19 protein-coding genes and 3 tRNA genes are annotated in these 21,262 nt (G+C 70.6%); 14 read left to right on the top strand and 8 right to left on the bottom strand.

Going from position 1 to position 21,262, the window contains the following annotated elements:
• The first annotated feature begins 268 nt into the window (after nt 1-268).
• From ACZ4FV_RS17465 to cimA, 3 genes are all read left to right on the top strand, one after another.
• Nucleotides 269-1,312: a 3-isopropylmalate dehydrogenase gene (locus tag ACZ4FV_RS17465; protein WP_395872575.1), complete on the top strand. Its 1,044-nt coding sequence runs from the start codon at nt 269-271 to the stop codon at nt 1,310-1,312.
• A gap of 245 nt (nt 1,313-1,557) precedes the next feature.
• Nucleotides 1,558-2,685 (top strand): branched-chain amino acid aminotransferase, encoded by a 1,128-nt coding sequence (locus ACZ4FV_RS17460; RefSeq protein ID WP_395872577.1) that lies wholly within the window; start codon nt 1,558-1,560, stop codon nt 2,683-2,685.
• A gap of 608 nt (nt 2,686-3,293) precedes the next feature.
• Nucleotides 3,294-4,922: a citramalate synthase gene (gene cimA, locus ACZ4FV_RS17455; protein WP_395872579.1), complete on the top strand. Its 1,629-nt coding sequence runs from the start codon at nt 3,294-3,296 to the stop codon at nt 4,920-4,922.
• A 19-nt stretch (nt 4,923-4,941) separates the two neighbouring features.
• Here the strand turns inward: cimA and ACZ4FV_RS17450 are convergent, their stop codons facing one another.
• The 5 genes from ACZ4FV_RS17450 to ACZ4FV_RS17430 form a co-directional block, all read right to left on the bottom strand.
• Entirely contained in the window at nt 4,942-5,412 is a 471-nt protein-coding gene (locus ACZ4FV_RS17450; protein WP_395872581.1) for a hypothetical protein, read from the bottom strand.
• A gap of 322 nt (nt 5,413-5,734) precedes the next feature.
• Nucleotides 5,735-6,325: a GTP-binding protein gene (locus ACZ4FV_RS17445; RefSeq protein ID WP_078975288.1), complete on the bottom strand. Its 591-nt coding sequence runs from the start codon at nt 6,323-6,325 to the stop codon at nt 5,735-5,737.
• Nucleotides 6,306-6,785, bottom strand: coding sequence for a DUF742 domain-containing protein (locus ACZ4FV_RS17440; protein ID WP_395872583.1), 480 nt, complete (start codon nt 6,783-6,785; stop codon nt 6,306-6,308). The genes ACZ4FV_RS17445 and ACZ4FV_RS17440 overlap by 20 nt, the downstream gene beginning before the upstream one ends.
• On the bottom strand, nt 6,677-7,105 hold the full coding sequence (locus tag ACZ4FV_RS17435; protein ID WP_020553297.1) for a roadblock/LC7 domain-containing protein: 429 nt from the start codon (nt 7,103-7,105) through the stop codon (nt 6,677-6,679). The genes ACZ4FV_RS17440 and ACZ4FV_RS17435 overlap by 109 nt, the downstream gene beginning before the upstream one ends.
• The gene (locus ACZ4FV_RS17430; protein ID WP_402230758.1) at nt 7,102-11,187 is read right to left on the bottom strand and encodes a sensor histidine kinase; all 4,086 of its coding nucleotides are present in this window, start codon (nt 11,185-11,187) and stop codon (nt 7,102-7,104) included. The genes ACZ4FV_RS17435 and ACZ4FV_RS17430 overlap by 4 nt, the downstream gene beginning before the upstream one ends.
• A gap of 520 nt (nt 11,188-11,707) precedes the next feature.
• Here ACZ4FV_RS17430 and ACZ4FV_RS17425 point away from each other — a divergent pair.
• From ACZ4FV_RS17425 to ACZ4FV_RS17405, 5 genes are all read left to right on the top strand, one after another.
• Entirely contained in the window at nt 11,708-11,878 is a 171-nt protein-coding gene (locus tag ACZ4FV_RS17425; protein ID WP_395872587.1) for a hypothetical protein, read from the top strand.
• 87 nt (nt 11,879-11,965) lie between these two features.
• On the top strand, nt 11,966-12,766 hold the full coding sequence (locus ACZ4FV_RS17420) for a fumarylacetoacetate hydrolase family protein (RefSeq protein ID WP_395872589.1): 801 nt from the start codon (nt 11,966-11,968) through the stop codon (nt 12,764-12,766).
• 184 nt (nt 12,767-12,950) lie between these two features.
• Nucleotides 12,951-13,022 (top strand) — tRNA-Gln (locus ACZ4FV_RS17415).
• Nucleotides 13,023-13,077: 55 nt separating this feature from the next.
• A tRNA-Glu gene (locus ACZ4FV_RS17410) sits at nt 13,078-13,153 on the top strand.
• A gap of 49 nt (nt 13,154-13,202) precedes the next feature.
• Nucleotides 13,203-13,275: transfer RNA gene (locus ACZ4FV_RS17405), tRNA-Glu, on the top strand.
• 175 nt (nt 13,276-13,450) lie between these two features.
• On the opposite strand, the gene ACZ4FV_RS17400 is transcribed toward ACZ4FV_RS17405, so the two are convergent.
• Complete coding sequence (locus ACZ4FV_RS17400) at nt 13,451-14,176, bottom strand: IclR family transcriptional regulator (RefSeq protein ID WP_026218813.1); 726 nt, start codon at nt 14,174-14,176, stop codon at nt 13,451-13,453.
• 219 nt (nt 14,177-14,395) lie between these two features.
• On the opposite strand from ACZ4FV_RS17400, the gene leuC reads away from it, so the two are divergent.
• The 4 genes from leuC to ACZ4FV_RS17380 all read left to right on the top strand — a co-directional run bounded on the left by leuC (nt 14,396) and on the right by ACZ4FV_RS17380 (nt 17,725).
• Entirely contained in the window at nt 14,396-15,808 is a 1,413-nt protein-coding gene (leuC, locus tag ACZ4FV_RS17395) for a 3-isopropylmalate dehydratase large subunit (protein ID WP_395872591.1), read from the top strand.
• A 3-nt stretch (nt 15,809-15,811) separates the two neighbouring features.
• Nucleotides 15,812-16,408, top strand: a complete 597-nt coding sequence (leuD, locus tag ACZ4FV_RS17390) for a 3-isopropylmalate dehydratase small subunit (protein WP_395872593.1) — start codon at nt 15,812-15,814, stop codon at nt 16,406-16,408.
• 121 nt (nt 16,409-16,529) lie between these two features.
• Nucleotides 16,530-16,811 (top strand): SCO5555 family protein, encoded by a 282-nt coding sequence (locus tag ACZ4FV_RS17385; RefSeq protein ID WP_052173824.1) that lies wholly within the window; start codon nt 16,530-16,532, stop codon nt 16,809-16,811.
• Nucleotides 16,812-16,927: 116 nt separating this feature from the next.
• The gene (locus tag ACZ4FV_RS17380) at nt 16,928-17,725 is read left to right on the top strand and encodes an HU family DNA-binding protein (RefSeq protein WP_395872595.1); all 798 of its coding nucleotides are present in this window, start codon (nt 16,928-16,930) and stop codon (nt 17,723-17,725) included.
• 105 nt (nt 17,726-17,830) lie between these two features.
• On the opposite strand, the gene ACZ4FV_RS17375 is transcribed toward ACZ4FV_RS17380, so the two are convergent.
• A complete protein-coding gene (locus tag ACZ4FV_RS17375; protein WP_360310697.1) occupies nt 17,831-18,043 on the bottom strand; it encodes a hypothetical protein in 213 nt (70 codons plus the stop codon).
• Nucleotides 18,044-18,121: 78 nt separating this feature from the next.
• Complete coding sequence (cofC, locus tag ACZ4FV_RS17370) at nt 18,122-18,841, bottom strand: 2-phospho-L-lactate guanylyltransferase (protein ID WP_465322861.1); 720 nt, start codon at nt 18,839-18,841, stop codon at nt 18,122-18,124.
• Nucleotides 18,842-19,094: 253 nt separating this feature from the next.
• On the opposite strand from cofC, the gene ACZ4FV_RS17365 reads away from it, so the two are divergent.
• Nucleotides 19,095-20,063: a lysophospholipid acyltransferase family protein gene (locus ACZ4FV_RS17365; protein WP_465322860.1), complete on the top strand. Its 969-nt coding sequence runs from the start codon at nt 19,095-19,097 to the stop codon at nt 20,061-20,063.
• Complete coding sequence (locus ACZ4FV_RS17360) at nt 20,060-21,064, top strand: NAD(P)H-dependent glycerol-3-phosphate dehydrogenase (protein WP_395872600.1); 1,005 nt, start codon at nt 20,060-20,062, stop codon at nt 21,062-21,064. Before ACZ4FV_RS17365 ends, ACZ4FV_RS17360 begins: the two co-directional genes overlap by 4 nt.
• Nucleotides 21,065-21,262: the final 198 nt, after the last annotated feature.

The raw sequence follows: 21,262 nt of genomic DNA, 5'->3' as shown, positions 1-21,262 counted from the left end.
CCGTACGGCAGGAAATTTCAGCACGCCCACAAGGCCCCTGCACGTGTCCGTCACACACCGTGTAGACACCCGAGCCTTGTGAAGGAAGTGCAGTCATGGACGAAACCACGCGCCGCAACGCAGCCCGTGCCCTCCAGCGCGCCCTCGACCGTCGCGACAACGGCGGCAGGCCCGCCGACGAGGACCGCTGACCCTCGATCCACCCGTTGCGTCCCATCATCCGGACTGCACATGATCAGTCCCTGGGACGGAAGGTAAGGTCCACCGCATGTCTCGCAGCATTCGTCTCGCAGTGGTTCCCGGCGACGGCATCGGCCAGGAAGTGGTCGCGGAGGGTCTGAAGGTCCTCGGCGCCGTACTTCCCGCCGATATCAAGATCGAGACCACCGAGTACGACCTCGGTGCCCGCCTGTACCACCGCACCGGAGAGACGCTGCCCGACAGCGTGCTCGACGAGTTGCGCGGCCAGGACGCGATCCTGCTCGGCGCCATCGGCGACCCGAGCGTGCCCTCGGGGGTCCTGGAGCGCGGCCTGCTGCTCAAGCTCCGCTTCGCCTTCGACCACCACGTCAACCTGCGCCCGGCCCGGCTCGCGCCGGGCGTGGTCTCGCCGCTGGGCGCGGACGCGGCGATCGACTTCGTGGTGGTCCGCGAGGGCACCGAAGGCCCGTACACCGGCAACGGCGGCACGCTGCGCACCGGCACCGAGCACGAGGTCGCCACCGAGGTCAGCGTCAACACCGCGTTCGGCATCGAGCGGGTGGTGCGCGACGCGTTCGCCCGGGCCCAGGCCCGCCCGCGCAAGAAGCTGACCCTGGTGCACAAGAACAACGTGCTCGTGTTCGCCGGCCGGCTGTGGACCCGGATCTTCGAGGCGGTCGCCGCCGAGTTCCCCGACGTCACCACCGACTACCTGCACGTGGACGCGGCGACCATCTTCATGGTCACCCAGCCCGAGCGGTTCGACGTGATCGTCACCGACAACCTGTTCGGCGACATCATCACCGACCTCGCCGCCGCCATCGCCGGCGGCATCGGCCTCGCGGCCAGCGGCAACATCAACCCCTCCCGCGAGTTCCCGTCCATGTTCGAGCCGGTGCACGGCTCCGCGCCGGACATCGCCGGCCAGGGCAAGGCCGACCCCACCGCCACCGTGCTCTCGGTCGCGATGCTCCTGGAGCACCTGGGCCTGACCGACCAGGCCCGCCGGGTCGAGGAGGCGGTCCACGCCGACCTCGCCGAGCGCGCCGGCCTGGGCACCCGCAGCACGTCGCAGATCGGCGACGCGCTCGCCGCCCGAGTAGCCGGCTGATTCGCCGGCACCATCACGTTCGTCGACCGGGACCGTCGACGCGTGCCCCCTGCCGGACCGGCGAATCGGTCGTTCGGCGGGTCAGGGGCCGCGCCTGTCGGGATCCCGGTCGACTGCGTTAACGTCTCACCGGGTGGAACGTGGGTGCGGTTCCCGGGAACACTTCCAGTACGTCCGGTACGGGAAGCCGGGTCCCAGCAGCACCCGGCCCCGCCATACTCCACGGTGAAGGACGAGAACCAGCCATGACGACTGCCGCCCCGCAGGAGCCCGCCCTCCAGGCTTCCCTGACGATCGACCTCAAGCCCACCGCACACCCGCTGAGCGACGCCGAGCGCGCCACGCGCCTGGAGAACCCGGGCTTCGGCCGCGTGTTCACCGAGCACATGGTCGGCATCAAGTGGAGTGCGGGACGCGGCTGGTACGACGCGCAGCTCACGCCCTACGCGTCACTCGACATCGACCCCGCGAACATGACGCTGCACTACGCGCAGTCGATCTTCGAGGGCCTCAAGGCCTACCGCCGCCCCGACGGCAGCGTGGCCACCTTCCGGCCGCACGCGAACGCCGCCCGCTTCCGCAACTCCGCCCGCCGGCTCGCCATGCCCGAGCTGCCGGAGGAACTGTTCGTGGCCGCGGTGGACGCGCTGATCCGCCAGGACATCGCGTGGGTGCCCAGCGCGCCCGAGGAGAGCCTGTACATCCGGCCCTTCATGTTCGCCACCGAGGTCGGCCTCGGCGTGCGCCCCGCGAACGAGTTCCTCTTCCTGGTCATCGCGTCGCCGGCCGGCCCCTACTTCGCGGGCGGCGTGCGGCCGGTCTCGGTGTGGCTTTCGCAGGAGTACGTGCGCGCCGTGCCCGGCGGCACCGGCGAGGCCAAGTGCGCCGGCAACTACGCCGCGTCGCTGGTGGCCCAGGCCCAGGCCATCGAGCAGGGCTGCGACCAGGTGGTCTGGCTGGACGCGGTGGAGCGTCGCTGGATCGAGGAGATGGGCGGCATGAACCTGTACTTCGTGTACGGGGAGGGCAAGGACGCGCGGATCGTGACGCCGCGACTGACCGGCTCGCTGCTGCCCGGCATCACCCGGGACTCGCTGCTGCAACTCGCCGCCGACCGCGGCTACGCCACCGAGGAAGCGCTGATCTCGGTCGACGACTGGCGCGAGGGCAACGCGAACGGCACGCTCACCGAGGTCTTCGCGTGCGGCACCGCCGCGGTGATCACCCCGGTCGGCTCGGTCAAGTCCAGCACCGGGAACTGGACCGTCGGCACCGGCGAGGCGGGCCCGATCACGATGGAACTGCGCAAGGCGCTGGTCGACATCCAGACCGGCCGCGCGGAGGACGCCCACGGCTGGACGCACGCGGTGTAAGCCGCGCTGTACGCCGCGCTTCGCGCGGTGGCGGCTGCGCCGCCGGCGGCCTCCGGCCGCTCTCCTCGCAGGCTCGTCGATCACCGGTCGACGATCGAGTCGTGGGCACGGATGAAACGCGCTACGCGCGAACAGGCGGCCCCGCCGCTCTCCTCGCAGGCTCGTCGATCACCGGTCGACGATCAAGTCGTGGGCGCTGACGCGCCGGGAGAGCGGCCGGGGTCCGCAGCGGCCCTCATCCTGCCTGTCGTCGCGGAGCCCGCCGCCGCGCGGCATTCCGCCCGAAACCGCAACCCGCCCGCTCGACGCAACGGGTGGAGCGGGTGGGCGAACACAAAACTCCGCGCCCCGACCATGGCCCACATAGTGAGACCCTCGCACCACGCGTAATCTCATGTGCGAGACTCGCGAGTATGCAGCAGTGGCTCATTATTAGCCGCAGCGTGCCGGCAACGGGTTGACCCCCTACAAGGGGTGCCATACCGCCCACCGCCCGCACGCAGACCTCTCGCGACCGCGAGGGGTCTTTTTGTTTGGCCGCACCACCCACGCGGCGAGCGAGCGCGCACGGGCCCGCCATTTCTTGATCGACGGGAGAACCGAGGCCGATGCACCCCACGACGACCGACCCGAGCGCCTTCCACGTCTTCGACACCACCCTCCGGGACGGTTCGCAGCGCGAGGGCATCAACCTGACGGTGTCCGACAAGCTCACCGTGGCTCGCCACCTGGACGACTTCGGCGTGGGCTTCATCGAGGGCGGGTGGCCAGGCGCGGTACCGCGCGACACCGAGTTCTTCCGCCGGGCCCGGGAGGAGCTCGATCTCGCGCACGCGGTCCTGGTCGCGTTCGGCTCGACCCGCAAGGCCGGTACCACCGCCGCCGCCGACCCGCAGGTCCAGGCCCTGCTCGACGCGCAGGCGCCGGTGGTGTGCCTGGTGGCCAAGTCGCACGACAAGCACGTCTCGCTCGCGCTGCGCACCACGCTGGACGAGAACCTGGAGATGGTCCGGGACACCGTCGCCCACCTGCGCGCCCAGGGCCGCCGGGTGTTCGTCGACTGCGAGCACTTCTTCGACGGCTACCGGGCCAATCCCGAGTACGCGCTGAGCGTGGTCGCCGCCGCGCACGACGCGGGCGCCGAGGTGGTCGTGCTGTGCGACACCAACGGCGGGATGTTGCCCAGCGGGGTCCGCGAGATCGTCGGTGCCGTGCACGCGGGCACCGGGGCACGCCTGGGCATCCACGCACAGGACGACACCGGTTGTGCCGTGGCCAACACGATCGCGGCCGTCGAGGGCGGCGCCACGCACGTCCAGTGCACCGCCAACGGCTACGGCGAACGCGTCGGCAACGCCAACCTGTTCCAGGTGGTCGGCAACCTTGAGCTCAAGCAGGACATGCGCGTGCTGCCCGAGGGCAAGCTGCGCGAGATGACCCGGATCTCGCACGCGATCGCCGAGGTGGTCAACCTGGCCCCCTCCACGCACCTGCCCTACGTGGGCGTGTCCGCGTTCGCGCACAAGGCCGGCCTGCACGCCTCGGCGATCAAGGTCGACCCCGACCTGTACCAGCACATCGACCCGGCGCTGGTCGGCAACGACATGCGGATGCTGATCTCGGACATGGCCGGACGCGCCTCGATCGAGCTCAAGGGCAAGGAACTGGGCTACGACCTCTCGAACGACAAGGATCTGGTCGGCCGGGTGGTCAACCAGGTCAAGGAGCGCGAGGCGGCCGGCTACACGTACGAGGCCGCGGACGCGTCCTTCGAACTGCTGCTGCGCGACGAGAGCCTGGGCCGTGCGCGCTTCTTCGCGCTGGAGTCGTGGCGCGCGATCAGCGAGCAGCGCGGCGACGGCGTGCCGGTGAACGAGGCCACCGTCAAGCTGCGGGCCAAGGGCGAGCGGATCGTGGCGACCGGCGAGGGCAACGGCCCGGTCAACGCGCTCGACCGCGCGCTGCGGCTGGCCCTGGAGCGGATCTACCCGCAGCTCGCGGCGTTCGAGCTGGTGGACTACAAGGTGCGTCTGTTGGAGGGCCGGCACGGCACCGACGCGATCACCCGCGTCCTGGTGGAGACCACCGACGGCAAGCAGGAGTGGAGCACCGTCGGGGTCGCGGAGAACGTGATCGCGGCGTCCTGGCAGGCCCTGGAGGACGCGTACACCTACGGTCTGCTCAAGGCGGGCCTGACCCCCGGTGCCCACGACACCGAGGGTTGCGACCGTACCTAGAACCAGAGGTGATGAACCGTCAGGGGCGGCCGGGGCGGAACGATCGCCATCCGTCGCCCCACGGTTCGTCCCAGCCCGCCGGCAGCGGCGACAGCGACCCCGGCGGTGGCGACGGCATCGCGGGCGGGACCGGCGGGACCGGTGGGGCGGGCTTCGCGGCCCGCGGTTGGAGCGGGGCCGGCGCGGGGGCGGGCGGGCGGACGGGCGACGAGGCCAGCGGACTCGCCGCGGTCATCGGATTGGGCGGCAGCAGCGGTTCGCTCTCTTCGAGACGTGCCAACTCGCGTCCGACGGCGAATCGTTCCAGCCGCCCTCGGACCTCTTCCGGTTCCCGCGACACGGACAGCTCGCGATCGAGGCCGAACTCCTCGGCCGCCGCACCCGGCAGCAGGTTCGCCTGCGGGGGCCTTCGCGGCAGCCCCGACTCGGTCGTTCCGTCGACCATCGGAAGGCGGGCCGCTTGCGCCGCGCGCCTGCTGTTGTCGTCCACCGAACCCACCTCGGTTCGTTGTTGGGCCTGCGCCTCAAAACGTTCTGATATCAATTGGGCAACAGATGACTATGGGAGGACCTTAGCAATGTGCGGGTCGAGGCGGGGACTCGGCCGGGCATGTCGCGGAGTCCTGTCACACGTTTGTCGAATTTCTCGAACGCCCGGGCCCGAACACCCTTGGGAATCCCGCCACATGGGGTTCGCGACCACAACACCTCAGGCGAACCCCGCAATGGGATTCGCCTGAGGTGAGGTGGTGCGCAATACGAAAAAACAGGTTCGAGCAGTTACCGAAGACCGGCGTGGATGGACCCGAAGGTCAGCGCAGGCGAGCCATCAGTGCGTGCTCCACCAGCGTGATCAGGGTCGACTTGGCCGATTCGCGGCGCCGTGCGTCACAGCTCACGATCGGTGTGTCGGGCCCTATCTGCAATGCCTCGCGGACATCCTCCGCGTGGTGGGTCTGCAATCCGTCGAAGCAGTTCAACGCCACGATGAACGGCAGTCCGCTGTTCTCGAAGTAGTCGATCGCGGGGAAGCAATCGGCGAGTCGGCGGGTGTCCACGAGAACCACGGCGCCGATGGCACCGCGGACCAAGTCGTCCCACATGAACCAGAATCGGTGCTGACCCGGCGTACCGAAGAGGTACAGGATCAGATCCTCGTCCAGCGTGATACGACCGAAGTCCATCGCGACCGTCGTCGTCTGCTTGTCCGGCGTCGCCGACAGGTCGTCGACACCGGCGCTCGCGGACGTCATGACCGCTTCGGTACGCAGCGGAGCGATCTCCGAGACGGCACCGACGAGCGTGGTCTTGCCCACGCCGAATCCGCCGGCGACGACGATCTTCGCCGACGTGGTGGAGGACCTGGCGGGGACCGGGCCCGGGCTAGAGCTTGCGAAGTCCACTGAGCACCCTTTCGAGCAGCGTGACGTCCGGCTGCCCCTGGTCGTTCCCGGGCTGGTGGATGACCACCAGCCCGGCTTCGGCGAGGTCCGCGACGAGTACGCGGGCGACGCCGAGCGGGATGGTGAGCAGAGCCGAGATCTCGGCTACCGACTTGACCTCCCGACACAGCGCACAGATGCGCTGGTGCTCGGGCAACAGGCCGGGTGGGTTGGCCACCTGAGGTGTCGTGGTGACCAGGGCCTCCAGCGCGAGCTGATAGCGAGGCCGGGTGCGACCACCGGTCATGGCGTACGGGCGGACCAGGGTCTCGTGAAACTCCTGGTCCCCGTGATCGGACATATCCGGAGGTGTCATCGCGGCAGTGCACCTTGGAGTTCGGCGCGCAAGGCCGGCGTGAGCACGGCACCCGCGCGGTCGACGAGCAGGGCCATCTCGTAGCCGATCAGGCCGATGTCGCACTCCGGCGACGCCAGCACGGCCAACGACGAGCCGTCCGAAATCGACATGATAAAGAGGAAACCCCGTTCCATTTCCACGACCGTCTGGGTCACGTGCCCGCCCTCGAAGATACGGGACGCACCCTGGGTCAGGCTGGTCAAACCCGATGCGACGGCGGCGAGCTGGTCGGCCCGGTCGCGAGGGAAGCCCTCGGACAGGGCGAGCAGCAGGCCGTCCGCGGAGACCACGACCGTGTGCGACACCCCAGGGGTGTTGTCCACGAAGTTCGTGATCAGCCAGTTCAGGTTCTGCGCGGCCTGGCTCAACGACTTCTCAGTCATGCCTGCTCCTGGTTGTTCTCGTCACGAGGCCGAGGGGCGGATCCCCCGGACCCGGCGGTGCGACCCTGCTGGATGCCCCGGCGGAAGTTGGTCAGACGCCCGCGAACCTCGTCGGGCGACCGGGACAGGCCCGGAGCGCCCGGCGCGGCCTGCCGGCCCGGCTGCTCCTGACGGGTGCCGGGAGCGGCAGGACCCGCACCCGGGTGACCCGACGCCTGGGCGCCGCCGGACTGCTCGACGCCGCCCGGCACCAGGTTGGCGCGGGGCACGCGGCGGGGCAGACCCGCTCCGGTGGTGCCACCCGAGGACGGCTCGCGAGCGGCCTCCGCCGCGCGCCAACCGTCGTCACCGGCGGAGTACCAGCCGGACTGCTGACCCTGGGGGCCGACGGCGGGTGCGACCGCGGGGGACTGCTCGACGATCTCGTCCGGTTCCGTCGGTGTCCCGAACATGTCGGTGACGGGCTGCGGACGCCCGGCACCGAAGGTCGGGACCTGCTCGACCGGTGCCGGTGTCTGCGGCGGGTTGGTCGCCATCGGCACCCGGCGGTCGAGACCGCCGAGCGGACCGGCCTCCGGCTCCGCCTGCTCGCGCGCCGGCGTGGCCTGCTCCCCGCCTCGCGGCGTGGAACGGACCTGTGCGGCACGCATCCGACCGCCGCGGTTGCCCTGCCGGTGGAACCAGTCGGACTCGAGCGTGTCGAAGATCGGCAGCCTACCGTCATCGCCGGTGCTCGGCGGCGCGCTCATGTCCAACTCGGAAGGAGCGGGCAGTTCGGCGCTCTCCGAGCCACCGACCGGCGCGAAGGGCGAGCCCTGCGAACGACCCGGTCCGGCGGGCGCGAACGGCGAGACCGCCGGTCGCACGTCACCCTGCGGGCCGCGGGCCTGCTCGGCCCGGGTGTGCTCGTCCTGCTCCTGCCGGGCGGGCTCGGGACGAGCCTGCGGCAGACCGCGCAGTACCGGCAACGCGTCGCCGGCCGAGGTCCGGCCGTCCGCGGGGCCCTGGCCGTGCTGCGGCAGGTCCTCGCGACGGGTCAGTTCCTCGCGGCGCGGCGCGTCGTAGGCCGACGGCACGTCGGCCGGCGGTGCGACGGGCTCGACCGGCAGCGGGGCCACCGGGGCGAGTTCGTCGTACTCGGTGCCCCACGGAGCCGGCGCCCGCTCCTGCGACCGCGGCGCGAGCTCCGCACCCGGGCCGCCGAACGGCTGCGCGGGCTGCTCGTAACCGCCCCGGTCGAACTCCGCCGCGGGCTGCGACTCGTCCGCGTAGGGCGTACCGAACGCGAACTGCGAGGTGTCACCGGCGCGTCCGGAGTCGGCCGGCGACTGCGGAGCGGCCGGGAAGGACCCGGTGTCCTGCCCGTATCGCGCCTGCTGCGACTCGACCTCGCGGCCGTCCTCGCCGGTGCCGAACATCGGCGCCGAGGGCGCGGCCGGGAAGGCCCCGGTGCGCGGGTCGTCCGGTCGCGGCTGGTGCTGCGGCGGCTGCGGCAGCACCGGTGCGAACGGGTTGTCCCGACCGGGCGTGGCGGGCGGCGGCGAACTCGGCGCGCGGTGCGCGCCGGTGCTGGTGACGCCCGGCTCGCTCGCGAACGGGTTCACGGTGCCCGGGTACGGCGTGTCCGTCCCGGCCGAACCGTCCTGGAAGGACGGGGCCGCGAAGGACTGCGTGCTGCCGTACGAGGGCTCCTGCTGGACCGGCGGCTGCGCGGGCCGGTTGCTCGGGATCTGCGTCGGCTGCGGGGCCTGGTTGACCGGCTGGGCCGGTGCGTCGGCACCGCGCTGCGGCAGTTCGCGCCGCCGGTTGCGCTCCTCGGCGCGGCTGCCCACCCGGGGCCCCGGAAGGGCCTGGGCGACCGGCGCGGCCGAGGGCAATTCCTCGGACCAACCGGACACGGCCGCGGCGGTCTTGTCGCCGCCCTTGCTCCACCCGTCGCCGCCACCGGGGCGATCGCCCTGGATGAGCTCGATCGGGAGCATGACCAGCGCGGTGGTACCGCCACCCTCGCCCGGCCGGAGCTGGACGCGGATGCCGTGCCGGGTGGCCAGTCGGCCGACCACGAACAGACCCATGCGGCGCGAGATGGACACGTCCACCACCGGCGGGCGGGCCAGTCGCTGGTTGGCGTCGGCGAGGTCGTCGCCGGTCAGGCCGATGCCGTTGTCGTGGATCTCGATGAGCGCGCGGCCGTCCGGGAGGATGTGGCCGGTCACGCGCACCTTGGTGTGCGGGCTGGAGAACGTGGTCGAGTTCTCCAGCAACTCGGCGAGCAGGTGCACGAGGTCGTTGACCGCGCGGCCGGCGATGTCGGTGGTGGGCAGTGCGCCCAACTCGACCCGCTCGTACTGCTCCACCTCGGAGGCCGCCGCGCGCAGCACGTCGACCAGCGGAACCGGTCGGGTCCAGCGACGGCCGGGCTCCTCACCCGCGAGCACCAGGAGGTTCTCACCGTTGCGGCGCATACGCGTCGCGAGGTGGTCGAGCTTGAACAGGTTGGCGAGCTGGTCCGGGTCCGCCTCGCGGTTCTCCAGGTCGGAGATGAGCGCGAGCTGACGCTGGATCAGGCTCTGGCTGCGACGCGAGAGGTTGACGAACATCGCGTTGACGTTGCCACGCAGCAGGGCCTGTTCGGCGGCCAGTCGCACGGCCTCGGCGTGCACCGCGTCGAACGCGCGGGCCACCTGGCCGATCTCGTCCCTGGACAACACGCCGATCGGCTCGATGGCCAGATCCACGTCGCCGGGATCGGACTCGGAGAGCCGACGCACCGTCTCGGGCAGTCGCTCCTCGGCGACCTCGAGCGCGGAGCGCCGCAGCGTGTTGAGCGAACGCACCAGCGACCGCGCCACGATCACACCGAGCAGGATGGTGATCAACAGCGCGCCGACGACCAGGATCGTGTTGAGCAGGGCGTCGGTGCGGGCCTCGTCGCGCAGGTCCTTCGCGGTGGCGGTCAGCTTGAGCCCGAGTTGGGCCTCGACCTGGCCGAGCGCGCTGATCTTGTCGGTGGACAGCGTCCACCACTCCTGCGTGGTGAAGTCGTTCGCGTTCTCGAGCCGGGCCAAACCGTTGGGCTTGTTGGAGGACGACAGCGCGGCGTTGACCATGCTCTTGAAGAGCTGGAAGCGCTCCTCGACGGCGGTGATCTTGTCCCGACTGACGTTGGCCTTGTAGACGGCGTTCCAGTCGGAGGGCGCGACGCTGGTGAATCCGCGGATCGCGTTCTGCTCGGCCTCGTTCAGGCGCGCGAGCGTCTCGCTCGCCTCCAGCGGGATCTCGTTCGGCTTGAGGCCGTACGCGATCACCGCGGCACGCTGCGAGGACGCGTACGCCTTCGATTCACCGAACGATCCGAGCGCGCGGGCGCCCTGGATCAGATCGGCGTCACGGGTGACTTCGGGCGCCTCCTGGTTGATCTGCAACAACTGCAGGATCATCTTGTTGTAGGCGTCGACCGTGCTGCGGGTGCTCGTGCGGAAGGCGTCCTGACGGGTTCGGTTCAACTCCGTCAGCGAGTGGCCGATGTCCTTGAGTGTGGCGCCGAGCACCGGCATCGAATCGGTGTTCATCTTCGCGACGGTCGCGTTGTAGACGGTGACCTGGTCGTCGGTGGTCTTCTTGGCCTTGTTCACCTCGGCCGTCAGATCCGCCGACGGAGCCACGCTCGCCTGCGCGAGCAGGTCGCGTTCCTGCTCCAGCCACGCGGCCAGCGTCGACGCCTGGTCGATGATGGCCGCGGCCTTCTGCACCGTGTCCATCTCGCGCGTCTTGTCGATCGACGACTGGATACGCAGGCCGCCGAGCAACGCGGCGACCACGACCGGGAGCAGGAGCAGCGCGGTGATCCGGGTACGGATGCGCCAGTTCCTGATCGAGAACAGCAACTTGAGCCGGGACGGTGCCGTCCCGGCGGGCCGGGCTGCCCCGGCGCCGGCTATGGAGTCCCCGACGGAGTCGGCGGGCTCGTTGGCGTCCTGGGGTCCGCTGGCTTGCTGCGGGGCTCGCACCTCCGGCGTGGAGGGACCGGCCGTGGCCGGGGCCCCTGCGGAGTCGTGCTGCTTCTTCCGACGTCCCTGCACTAGCGTCGCAACCTCTTGTGACCAGTCGTTAGACCCGCCGGTAAGGCGAGGCTCGTGTGCGTTAATCCCTGGATTCGCGTCTTCCCAGGGCACCTCGGCCGCGTTCGCGCGGTGAGGTGAAGGAACTCCGCTTGATGGGAACCACCCCCGTGGTCGCAGGCATTTCAGCACAGCCACGGGGCCGCAACAAGATAGCGGGGTCCGGACAAATGTCCATTGCACCCGGTGTCGGCGATTAAGCCGTTTCGCCAGGAAAACAACCGGTATTAAGGGGTAATCAGGGGCAAAACACCACACGTTTGCTGATGTTCCGGGGAGGTGAAAATCACATATTGACGTCCGGGTTCGAACACCTGGTGTAAACCGTGATGCGCAGTCGGTGATCGAGGCCGTCGGGTCACCCGTGACCACCCCTGACGTAACCACGGGTAATCTCGAAGAACAAGGCTGCACCCTGCACGCATTTGCGGACACGCACGTGTAACCGCGTACGGACTAGGAAGAGCGAGAACCGGGAACCGTGGACAACATCAGCACGCACCGCCCCAGCACGGCCAACCCCCGGCGCACCCAGTTGGACGTGGTGCTGCCCCACCAGCGGGTGGCCGAGGCAGGCGTCGAGCAGTCGGTCATCGCCGAGGTGCGGACCGCGAACCCCAGGCGCACCAACCTGATGGACACCCCGGCCTGACCCCGTCGGACCGCACGCCGAGGCGGCCCGGGCCCGCGTAGCCTTGGGCACGTCTCGTTCGTGACTCTCCGGCAAGGGTGACCCATCTTGCGCATCGCCAGGTTCTCCACCGACGACTCCGTCTCCTTCGGGGTGGTGACCGGCGACGCCGACCAACCCGAGTCGCTGGTGGTGCACGCCCTCGCCGGCCACCCGTTCGGCGAACTGCGACCCACCGGTGCGCAACACGCGCTGTCCTCGGTCCGCCTGCTCGCGCCCGTACTGCCGAGCAAGGTCGTCGCGATCGGCCGGAACTACGCCGCGCACGCCGCCGAGATGGGCTCCGCCGTGCCCGAGGCGCCGATCACCTTCCTCAAGCCGTCCACGTCGGTGATCGGGCACGGCGACGGGATCGCCTACCCGCAGATCTCCGACGATGTGCACCACGAGGCCGAACTGGCCGTGGTGATCGGTCGGATGTGCCGGGACGTGCCGGCCGAGCGGGTGGCCGAGGTGATCTTCGGCTTCACCTGCGCCAACGACGTGACCGCGCGCGACCTGCAACGGGCCGAGGGCCAGTGGGGTCGGGCCAAGGGCATGGACACCTTCTGCCCGCTGGGCCCGTGGGTGGAGACCGACATCACCCTCGACCAGGTCTCCGAAGGCGAGGGCCTGACCGTGGCGTGCACCGTCAACGGCGAGGTGCGTCAGGCCGGCGGCACCGGGCAGATGATCCGTACCGTCACCGAGTTGATCGTGCACGTGACCCAGGCGATGACGCTGCTGCCCGGCGACGTGTTGCTCACCGGCACGCCGGCGGGGGTCGGTCCGCTGCACGTGGGCGACCGGGTCTCGGTCACCGTGGGTGGCGTCGGCACCCTCACGAACACGGTGATCAAACGCGGATGACTCGTCGCGCGCGGCCGATCACGGGCGGGACACCCGGACTTGTGGTGGTTCGAACGAGGGTCCGGTAACCCGTTTTGGTCACGCGCGCCTCATCGGGTAAAGTTCTTCTCGTGCCGCCCCGCAAGGGAGCGGCACGGAGCGAAGTCCTCGCAAAAGCCCCCGGGTAACGCGAAGGACGGAGCATTGGGGTATGGGGTAATTGGCAGCCCGACGGTTTCTGGTTCCGTTAGTCTAGGTTCGAGTCCTGGTACCCCAGCTGCATCGTCCGTCTTCGGGCGATGTCGCTGGAAGAAGTTCATGATTGATGATCTGGCCCCGTTGTGTAGTGGCCTAGCACGTCGCCCTCTCAAGGCGGTAGCGCGGGTTCGAATCCCGTCGGGGCTACCAGATCAGCCGTTCGCGGCTTCCACGGCACCGAGCAACACCAGTGGTACGAGGCCCCGTTGTGTAGTGGCCTAGCACGCCGCCCTCTCAAGGCGGTAGCGCGGGTTCGAATCCCGTCGGGGCTACCTCGAAGAAGAAGACCTCTCGCAATCGCGGGAGGTCTTCTTCGTTGTGCGGCTTCGTCGTTGGTGCGGCTTCGCGCTTCGGGGCGCCGTTCGCCGGGGGCGGCCGGCTCCGCTTCGAGGCGCGACATGGGGCGTGATTCCCCGGACGCCCGTCGGCGCCCGGGGAGCGGGGCGGTCAGACCTCCACCTGTGCCCGACGCAGCGCGTCGGACAACTTGGCGGCGGCCTCCATGACGGCCTGCGCGTGCAGGCGGCCCGGATGCCGGGTCAGCCGCTCGATCGGGCCGGAGACGGACACGGCGGCCACCACGCGGTTGCTCGGGCCGCGCACGGCGGCGGAGACGGACGCGACGCCGGGTTCACGTTCGCCGATGCTCTGCGCCCAACCGCGGCGCCGCACGCCGGAGAGTGTGGTCGCGGTGAACCGCGCACCCTGCAGGCCGCGGTGCAGCCGCTCGGGCTCCTCCCACGCGAGCAGGCACTGCGCGGCCGACCCGGCCTTCATCGGCAGCGTGCTGCCCACCGGGACGGTGTCGCGCAGGCCGGAGAGCCGCTCGGCCGCGGCCACGCACACGCGCATGTCGCCCTGGCGTCGGTAGAGCTGCGCGCTCTCGCCGGTGATGTCGCGCATGTGCGCGAGCACCGGGTGCGCGGCGGCCAGCAGGCGGTCCTCGCCGGCCGCGGCGGCCAGCTCGGCCAGCCGCGGGCCGAGCACGAAGCGCCCCTGCATGTCGCGCGCGACCAGACGGTGGTGTTCCAGGGCCACCGCGAGTCGATGTGCGGTGGGCCGGGCAAGACCGGTTATGGCGACGAGTCCCGCGAGCGTGGCAGGACCGGCTTCGAGCGCGGCCAGCACGACAGCGGCCTTGTCGAGAACGCCGACTCCGCTAGAATTGTCCATGCCTTGATATTGCCGTCTCGGATTACGAGACGCAAGTCCGCGACCGAGGCCGGTGCCGGCACAGTGGCGCAACGCGCCGAACCCGAGCACCGGGGCAACAGCCGGGAGCCGTCGGGACGCGGGCACGCGTCAGGGCGTCGACCGCGGATACGGAATCAGCCGCACCCGCGCGACAGAAGACACACAGCGCCGGCAATGGCGCCGGCCGGAGGGACAGCGATGGGACGGACACTCGCGGAGAAGGTCTGGGACGCACACGTGGTGCGCCGCGCGGAGGGCGAGCCGGACCTGCTCTACATCGACCTGCACCTGCTGCACGAGGTGACCAGTCCGCAGGCGTTCGACGGTCTGCGCCAGGCCGGTCGGCCGGTCCGGCGCACCGATCTGACGATCGCGACCGAGGACCACAACACGCCGACGCTCGACGTCGACAAACCCATCGCGGACCCGGTCTCGCGCGCCCAGATCGAGACGCTGCGCAAGAACGCCGCCGAGTTCGGGGTGCGGATCCACTCGCTGGGCGACGTCGAACAGGGCATCGTGCACGTGGTCGGCCCGCAGCTCGGTCTGACCCAGCCGGGCATGACCGTGGTCTGCGGCGACAGCCACACCGCCACCCACGGCGCCTTCGGCGCACTGGCGTTCGGCATCGGCACCAGCCAGGTCGAGCACGTGCTGGCGACCCAGACGCTGCCGATGGCGCCGTTCAAGACGATGGCGGTCACCGTCGAGGGCGACCTGCCCGAGGGGGTCGGCGCCAAGGACCTGATCCTCGCGGTGATCGCGCGGATCGGCACCGGCGGCGGTCAGGGCTACGTCATCGAGTACCGCGGTCAGGCGATCCGGAACCTCTCGATGGAGGGCCGGATGACCGTGTGCAACATGTCGATCGAGGCCGGCGCCCGGGCCGGGATGATCGCCCCGGACGAGACCACGTTCGAGTATCTGAACGGTCGCCCGCACGCGCCGCAGGGTGCCGACTGGGACACCGCGCTGGCGTATTGGAAGAGCCTGGCGACCGAGGCGGACGCGGTGTTCGACAAGGAGGTCGTCATCGACGCGGCCGAACTGTCGCCGTTCGTCACGTGGGGGACCAACCCCGGTCAGGGTGCGCCGCTGGCCGACTCGGTGCCGGACCCGGTTGCGATCGAGGACCCGGTCGAGCGCGCGGCGGCCGAAAAGGCCATCGCGTACATGGGCCTGACGGCGGGCCAGAAACTGCGTGAGATCGCGGTGGACACGGTCTTCGTCGGCTCGTGCACCAACGGTCGGATCGAGGACCTGCGCGAGGTGGCCGGCATCATCAAGGGCCGCAAGGTCGCCGACGGCGTGCGGATGCTGGTCGTTCCCGGTTCGGTGCGGGTCTCGCTCCAGGCCGTGTCCGAGGGCCTGGACAAGGTGTTCACCGAGTTCGGCGCCGAGTGGCGCTACGCGGGCTGCTCGATGTGCCTGGGCATGAACCCCGACCAACTCGCCCCCGGCGAGCGCAGCGCGTCCACGTCCAACCGCAACTTCGAGGGGCGGCAGGGCAAGGGCGGCCGCACCCACCTGGTCTCGCCGCAGGTCGCGGCCGCGACCGCGGTGCTGGGCCACCTGGCCGCACCCGCCGACCTGAACACCGCAGGAGTCTGAGCGATGGAAGCCTTCACCACCCACACCGGAACGGCCGTCCCGCTGCGCGAGAGCAACGTGGACACCGACCAGATCATCCCCGCGCACTGGCTCAAGAAGGTCACCCGCGACGGCTTCGAGGACGGACTGTTCGAAGCCTGGCGCAAGAACCCGGAGTTCGTGCTGAACCGGCCGGAGCGGGCCGGCGCCACGGTCCTGGTGGCCGGTCCCGACTTCGGCACCGGGTCCTCGCGTGAGCACGCGGTGTGGGCCCTGCAGAACTACGGGTTCCGCGCCGTCATCTCGGCCCGCTTCGCGGACATCTTCCGCGGCAACTCGCAAAAGGGCGGTTTGTTGACCGTCGTGCTGCCGCAGGAGACGGTCGAACGCCTGTGGGCGTTGACCGAGGCCGATCCCACCGCCGAGATCACCGTTGATCTGGTGGGCCGTCAGGTCCGCGCGGGCGAGCTCGTCGCGGACTTCGAGATCGACGACTACACGCGCTGGCGGCTGCTGGAAGGGCTGGACGACATCGGTCTGACCCTGCGTCACGAGGAGGACATCACCTCGTTCGAGGCGGACCGGCCGAGTTGGCTGCCGCGCACCCAACCGGTGGGCTGATTACGAACTACCTTGCAGTGCAAGGGAATTCGCGAGGATTGAACGGCGGGACGCGATCGCGTCCCGCCGTTCGCATGTTCGGCGTTCGCCCCAATGGGCGCCCCGTTGTGCCCATAGCCGGATGAGCTGTCACAATTGCGGTGTGGAGCACCAAGGCCGACACGTGAACGAGTTCGAAGAAGTGGAACTCTTCGCCGAACTGGCCACCCGGTTGAAGGTCGCCCACGCCCGGGTGCGTAGGCTCCGACTACCGAACGAGGCTAAAGTGGCGCTAATACGCCGCTTGTTGGTCATCACCGACGCGGCAAAGCATGATTTGGCGGACGCCTCGCGGCGACTGACCAAGCTCATGGACGAGTTGGACGCGGGGCCCGCGAGTTCGCGGGACACCGCCGAAGCCTGAATCCGTTGCGACACAAGGGTGATTCGCCCGTTCGGTAATTGCTTCGGCACTTTTGGATGCTTAGCGTGCCCAATGCCGGCTGAACTGTCCCGGCATCGGTTTCCGAAGGGGAAGACGTGAACAAGGCGCAGCTCGTCGAGGCGGTCGCTGACCGACTGGGTGGCCGCAAGGCCGCCGCAGAGGCAGTCGATGCCGTCCTCGACACCATCGTTCGTGCGGTCACGGGAGGAGACCGGGTGTCCATCACGGGCTTCGGCTCGTTCGAGAAGGTGGACCGTCCGGCTCGATACGCCCGCAACCCGCAGACCGGTGAGCGGGTGCGCGTCAAGAAGACCTCGGTGCCGCGCTTCCGCGCGGGCCAGGGCTTCAAGGACTACACCAGCGGGACGAAGAAGCTCCCCAAGCCCAACGTGAAGAGCGCGGCCGCCAAGAGCAGCCCGACTCCGCGCGTGATCGCGACGGACGCCACGGCGCCCGCCGCGAAGGCGACGACCCGCAAGGCCACCACGGCGAAGAAGGCGCCGGCGAAGCCGGCCACCACGCGCGCTGCGGCGGTCAAGACCCCGGCCGCGACCACCCGCAAGACCGCGGCCACCGCCAAGACGACGGCGGTCGCCAAGCCCGCCGCCAAGAAGGCGACCAAGGCGCCCGCGACCAAGGCCGCGACTAAGCCGGCCGCGGCGAAGAAGGTCACGGCCAAGGCCGCGACCGGCACCGCCAAGGCCACCACCACCAAGGCCGTCAAGAGCACTCCGGCCGCAGCCGCGGCCAAGGCTCCGGCGACCAAGGCGAAGGCGACCAAGGCCGCGCCGAAGGCCGCGACCGCCAAGCCGGCCGCGGCCAAGCCCGCCGCCGCCGCGAAGGCGCCAGCGACCAAGAAGCCCGCTACCAAGCGCGCGGCCAAGAAGGCCTGACGCGGCGGACATCGGCGGCCGGCCGACGGCCGACGAGGACGACGGGCCGGAATCCCACTCGGGGTTCCGGCCCGTCGCCGTGCGTGCCGGCGTCCGGCGCGAGGGTCAGCGCAGCGGATCCGGCAACGTGTACAGCGTCACCAGCACAACCCGATCACCCGTGGCGTCCATGGTCATCCGCACCCGCTGACCGGGGCGCAGGAACCGCATTCCGCCGGCGTCGAACGCCGCCGCGTCGAAGGGCACGGGAGAGCCGTCGTCGAGCAGCACGACGCCCTCTCGCGAGTCGGTCTCGAAGGTGTACACGGTCCCCTGCATGACCCCATTCTCGCCTGTCCGTCACCCGTCACCCACCGCCGCCGCGACCGCACGCACCGCCGTCGATCCGACGCGGCGTCAGGAGGCGGCCGCACGCGGCAGAAACGGCACGGACGGGAGCAGCGCGGCGGTGGCCTCGCCGACGCCCAGCGTGATCGCGGTCCGCAGATCCTCGCCGGTGTCCACGTCCCGACGCACCGAATCCACGTCGTAGGGCGTGAGTTCGACCGCGCCCGAGGCCAGGTGCCGGGCCCGGGAGGGGCCGCCGAAGCCGGGCGCGAGCGGGACGCCGGCCGCGGCCGTGAGCAACGTGGTGCCCACACCCGCCGCGTCCGCCAGGAACGCCCGCGGCGCGCGCGTCGCGGCGGCCAGCACCCGATCCAACTCCCGGGTTCGCAACGCCGGAAGATCGGCGGACAGCGCGGCCACCCCGGTCCGTGGCCGGCGCTCGCCGGCCACCCGCGCCCCGTGCGCGAGCGCGGCGTTCAGGCCGCCGCCGACGTCGGCGACCACGTCCGCGCCCAGCGCGCGGATCGCCGCCGCGACCCGCGCGTCGTCGGTGACCACGAGCACGCCGTGCACGCGAGCGCAGGCCAGGGCCGCCCGAACGGTGTCCAGGGCGAAGGCGAGGGCGAGTTCGGGGCGATGGCCGGGACCGATCGTGCCGGCGAGGCGGCTCTTGGCGATCGACAGCGGTTTCACCGGCACCACGAGCCGCCACGAGCGCGTGCCGGAGGAGGCGGGACGCCCGTCGGCGGCGGGCCGGCGCCGGGCGGTGGAATCCGTCGCGGGGGACATCGGCAAGATCCTCGCATCCGTACCGTAAGCCCATATCCTCGTCGGTCGACGAGGACGTTTCTCGACAATGCGGAAGGCCCGGGGGAAACTGTGGGGTCCGCCGTACTGAATCGATGTTCCGCCAGAATCGATGTTCCGTGCTTCTCGCGGGGAACGTCGATGGTGTGAGGAGCGACACGGCGGCGGAAACATCGGGGCGGGACTTTCGCGTCGACACGCACGGATCTGAAACACATGAACGGGAGGAACGCCGGTGGCCCGCCGAAGGATCGGTTTCTGGTACCGCCTGGCGGTCGTGGTGATCAAGCCCCTGCTGTTGTTGTTCACGAAACGTGACTGGCGGGGCACCGAGAACATCCCGACGTCGGGCGGGTTCGTCACGGCGGTGAACCACATCTCCTATGTCGACCCGCTGACCTACGCGCACTATCAGTACGACAGCGGCCGAGTGCCGCGTTTCCTGGCCAAATCCGGCCTGTTCAAGATCCCGTTCGTCGGTCGGGTGCTGGCCGGCGCCGGCCAGATCCCGGTGTACCGGGACTCCGCCGACGCCGCGCTCGCGTTCCGCGCGGCCGTGGAGGCGGTCGAGAAGGGCGAGTGCGTCGCGGTCTACCCGGAGGGCACGATCACCCGGGACAAGGCACTGTGGCCGATGCCGGGCAAGACCGGCGCGGCGCGGATCGCGCTGACCACCGGCGCCCCGGTGATCCCGGTGGCCCAGTGGGGCGCGCACGAGTTGTTGCCGCCGTACGGCAAGCGACCGCGTCTGCTGCCGCGCAAGACGATGCACGTGCTGGCCGGGCCGCCGGTGGACCTGGACGAGTTCCGTGGGCGTGAGCTGACCGCGGACGTGTTGCGTGGAGCGACCGACCGGATCATGGAGGCGGTGACCGAACTGCTCGCCAAGCTCCGCGAGGAGCCCGCTCCGCCGAACGCCGGCGTCCGCAAGGCGTCCGGCCGCAAGGGCGAGGACGAGGGCGAGGCACAGGCCGGGATCGAGCCGAGTCGCGAGGTTCCGGGCGGCACCGACCCGATCGGGTCCACCGCGCCGGAGCCGGCGCCCGCCGAGCCGCCGCGCACCGCGGCCGCCAGGGTCGAGGTCGGCAAGGTCGAGGTGCCCAGGGTCGAGGTCCCGACCGGGGCCGAGGCGGCGAAGACCGAGACCGACCGGCCCGCGGGCGAGCGCACCGGCACCGAGCACACCGAGGATGGCCGCGCATGACGCGCTGCGCGGTATTCGGCATGGGTTCCTGGGGGACCGCCTTCTCGATCGTGCTCGCCGAGGCGGGCTGCGACGTGGTGATGTGGGGTCGGCGCCCGGAAATGGCCGACGCGATCAACGCGCGGCACGAGAACGACGAGTATCTGCCCGGGATCGCGCTGCCGACCGGGATCCAGGCCACCACCGACCCGGCGAAGGCGGCCGAGGGCGCGGAGTTCGTGGTCTTCTCGGTGCCCTCCCAGACGCTGCGCGGCAACCTCACCGCGTGGGCGCCGCTGCTGCCCGACGACGCGATCCTGGTCAGCTTGATGAAGGGCGTCGAGTTGGGCACCGCGAACCGGATGAGCGAGGTGATCCGCGAGGTCACCGGCGTGTCCGAGGGCCGGATCGCGGTGGTCAGCGGGCCCAACCTGGCGATGGAGATCGCCCAGCGCCAGCCCGCCGCGAGCGTGGTGGCGTGTACCGACGAAGAGGTTGCCAGGCGGCTCCAGGAGGCCAGCCACACGCCCTACTTCCGCCCGTACACGAACACCGACGTGGTCGGCTGCGAACTCGGCGGCGCGGTCAAGAACGTGATCGCGCTCGCCGTGGGGATGGCGGACGGCATGGGCATGGGCGACAACACCAAGGCGACGCTGATCACCCGGGGACTGGCCGAGACGGCCCGGCTGGGTGCCGCGATGGGCGCCGACGCGCACACCTTCGCGGGCCTGGCGGGCCTCGGCGACCTGGTGGCCACCTGCACGTCACCGCTGTCGCGCAACCGCACCTTCGGCGAGAAGATCGGCCGGGGCACGCCGATCGAGGAGGCGGTGCGGGACAGCCGGCAGATCGCCGAGGGCTTCAAGTCCTGCGAGTCGGTGCAGACGCTCGCACGCCGGTACGGCGTCGAGATGCCGATCACCGACGTGGTGGTCTCGATCATGCACGGCGGCAAGCCCCCGTCGGTCGGCATGGCCCTGCTCTCGCGCTCCGCCAAGCCCGAACGCTACGAGTCGTAGCCCACCATCGCCTGTCGTGACGAACGTCGCCGGCCGGACCCGCGCTCTCCGGCCGGCCGGCGACGAGACGCGGCGGCGACGCGACACCGGCGACGCCACACCGGCAACACGACACGGGCAACACGACCCGGGCGACGTGACCCGGGCCGGTGATCCGCGGGCGACGCGACCAGGGCGGGGACGATGCGCGGCGGGGGC

It is taken from the genome of Embleya sp. NPDC025285 (genome assembly GCF_055558835.1).
The sequence above is the reverse complement of the archived record's forward strand: the minus strand, read 5'-3'. Positions and strand labels throughout refer to the sequence as shown.

Excerpts from the sequence above, each read along its gene's own strand:
- ACZ4FV_RS17385 (WP_052173824.1), top strand. The coding sequence starts at position 16,530 with ATGAGCTGTCACAATTGCGGTGTGGAGCACCAAGGCCGACACGTGAAC.
- ACZ4FV_RS17460 (WP_395872577.1), top strand. The coding sequence starts at position 1,558 with ATGACGACTGCCGCCCCGCAGGAGCCCGCCCTCCAGGCTTCCCTGACG.
- leuD (WP_395872593.1), top strand. The coding sequence starts at position 15,812 with ATGGAAGCCTTCACCACCCACACCGGAACGGCCGTCCCGCTGCGCGAG.
- ACZ4FV_RS17360 (WP_395872600.1), top strand. The coding sequence starts at position 20,060 with ATGACGCGCTGCGCGGTATTCGGCATGGGTTCCTGGGGGACCGCCTTC.
- cofC (WP_465322861.1), bottom strand. The coding sequence starts at position 18,841 with ATGTCCCCCGCGACGGATTCCACCGCCCGGCGCCGGCCCGCCGCCGAC.
- ACZ4FV_RS17435 (WP_020553297.1), bottom strand. The coding sequence starts at position 7,105 with ATGACTGAGAAGTCGTTGAGCCAGGCCGCGCAGAACCTGAACTGGCTG.
- ACZ4FV_RS17465 (WP_395872575.1), top strand. The coding sequence starts at position 269 with ATGTCTCGCAGCATTCGTCTCGCAGTGGTTCCCGGCGACGGCATCGGC.
- ACZ4FV_RS17400 (WP_026218813.1), bottom strand. The coding sequence starts at position 14,176 with ATGGACAATTCTAGCGGAGTCGGCGTTCTCGACAAGGCCGCTGTCGTG.
- ACZ4FV_RS17375 (WP_360310697.1), bottom strand. The coding sequence starts at position 18,043 with ATGCAGGGGACCGTGTACACCTTCGAGACCGACTCGCGAGAGGGCGTC.
- cimA (WP_395872579.1), top strand. The coding sequence starts at position 3,294 with ATGCACCCCACGACGACCGACCCGAGCGCCTTCCACGTCTTCGACACC.
- leuC (WP_395872591.1), top strand. The coding sequence starts at position 14,396 with ATGGGACGGACACTCGCGGAGAAGGTCTGGGACGCACACGTGGTGCGC.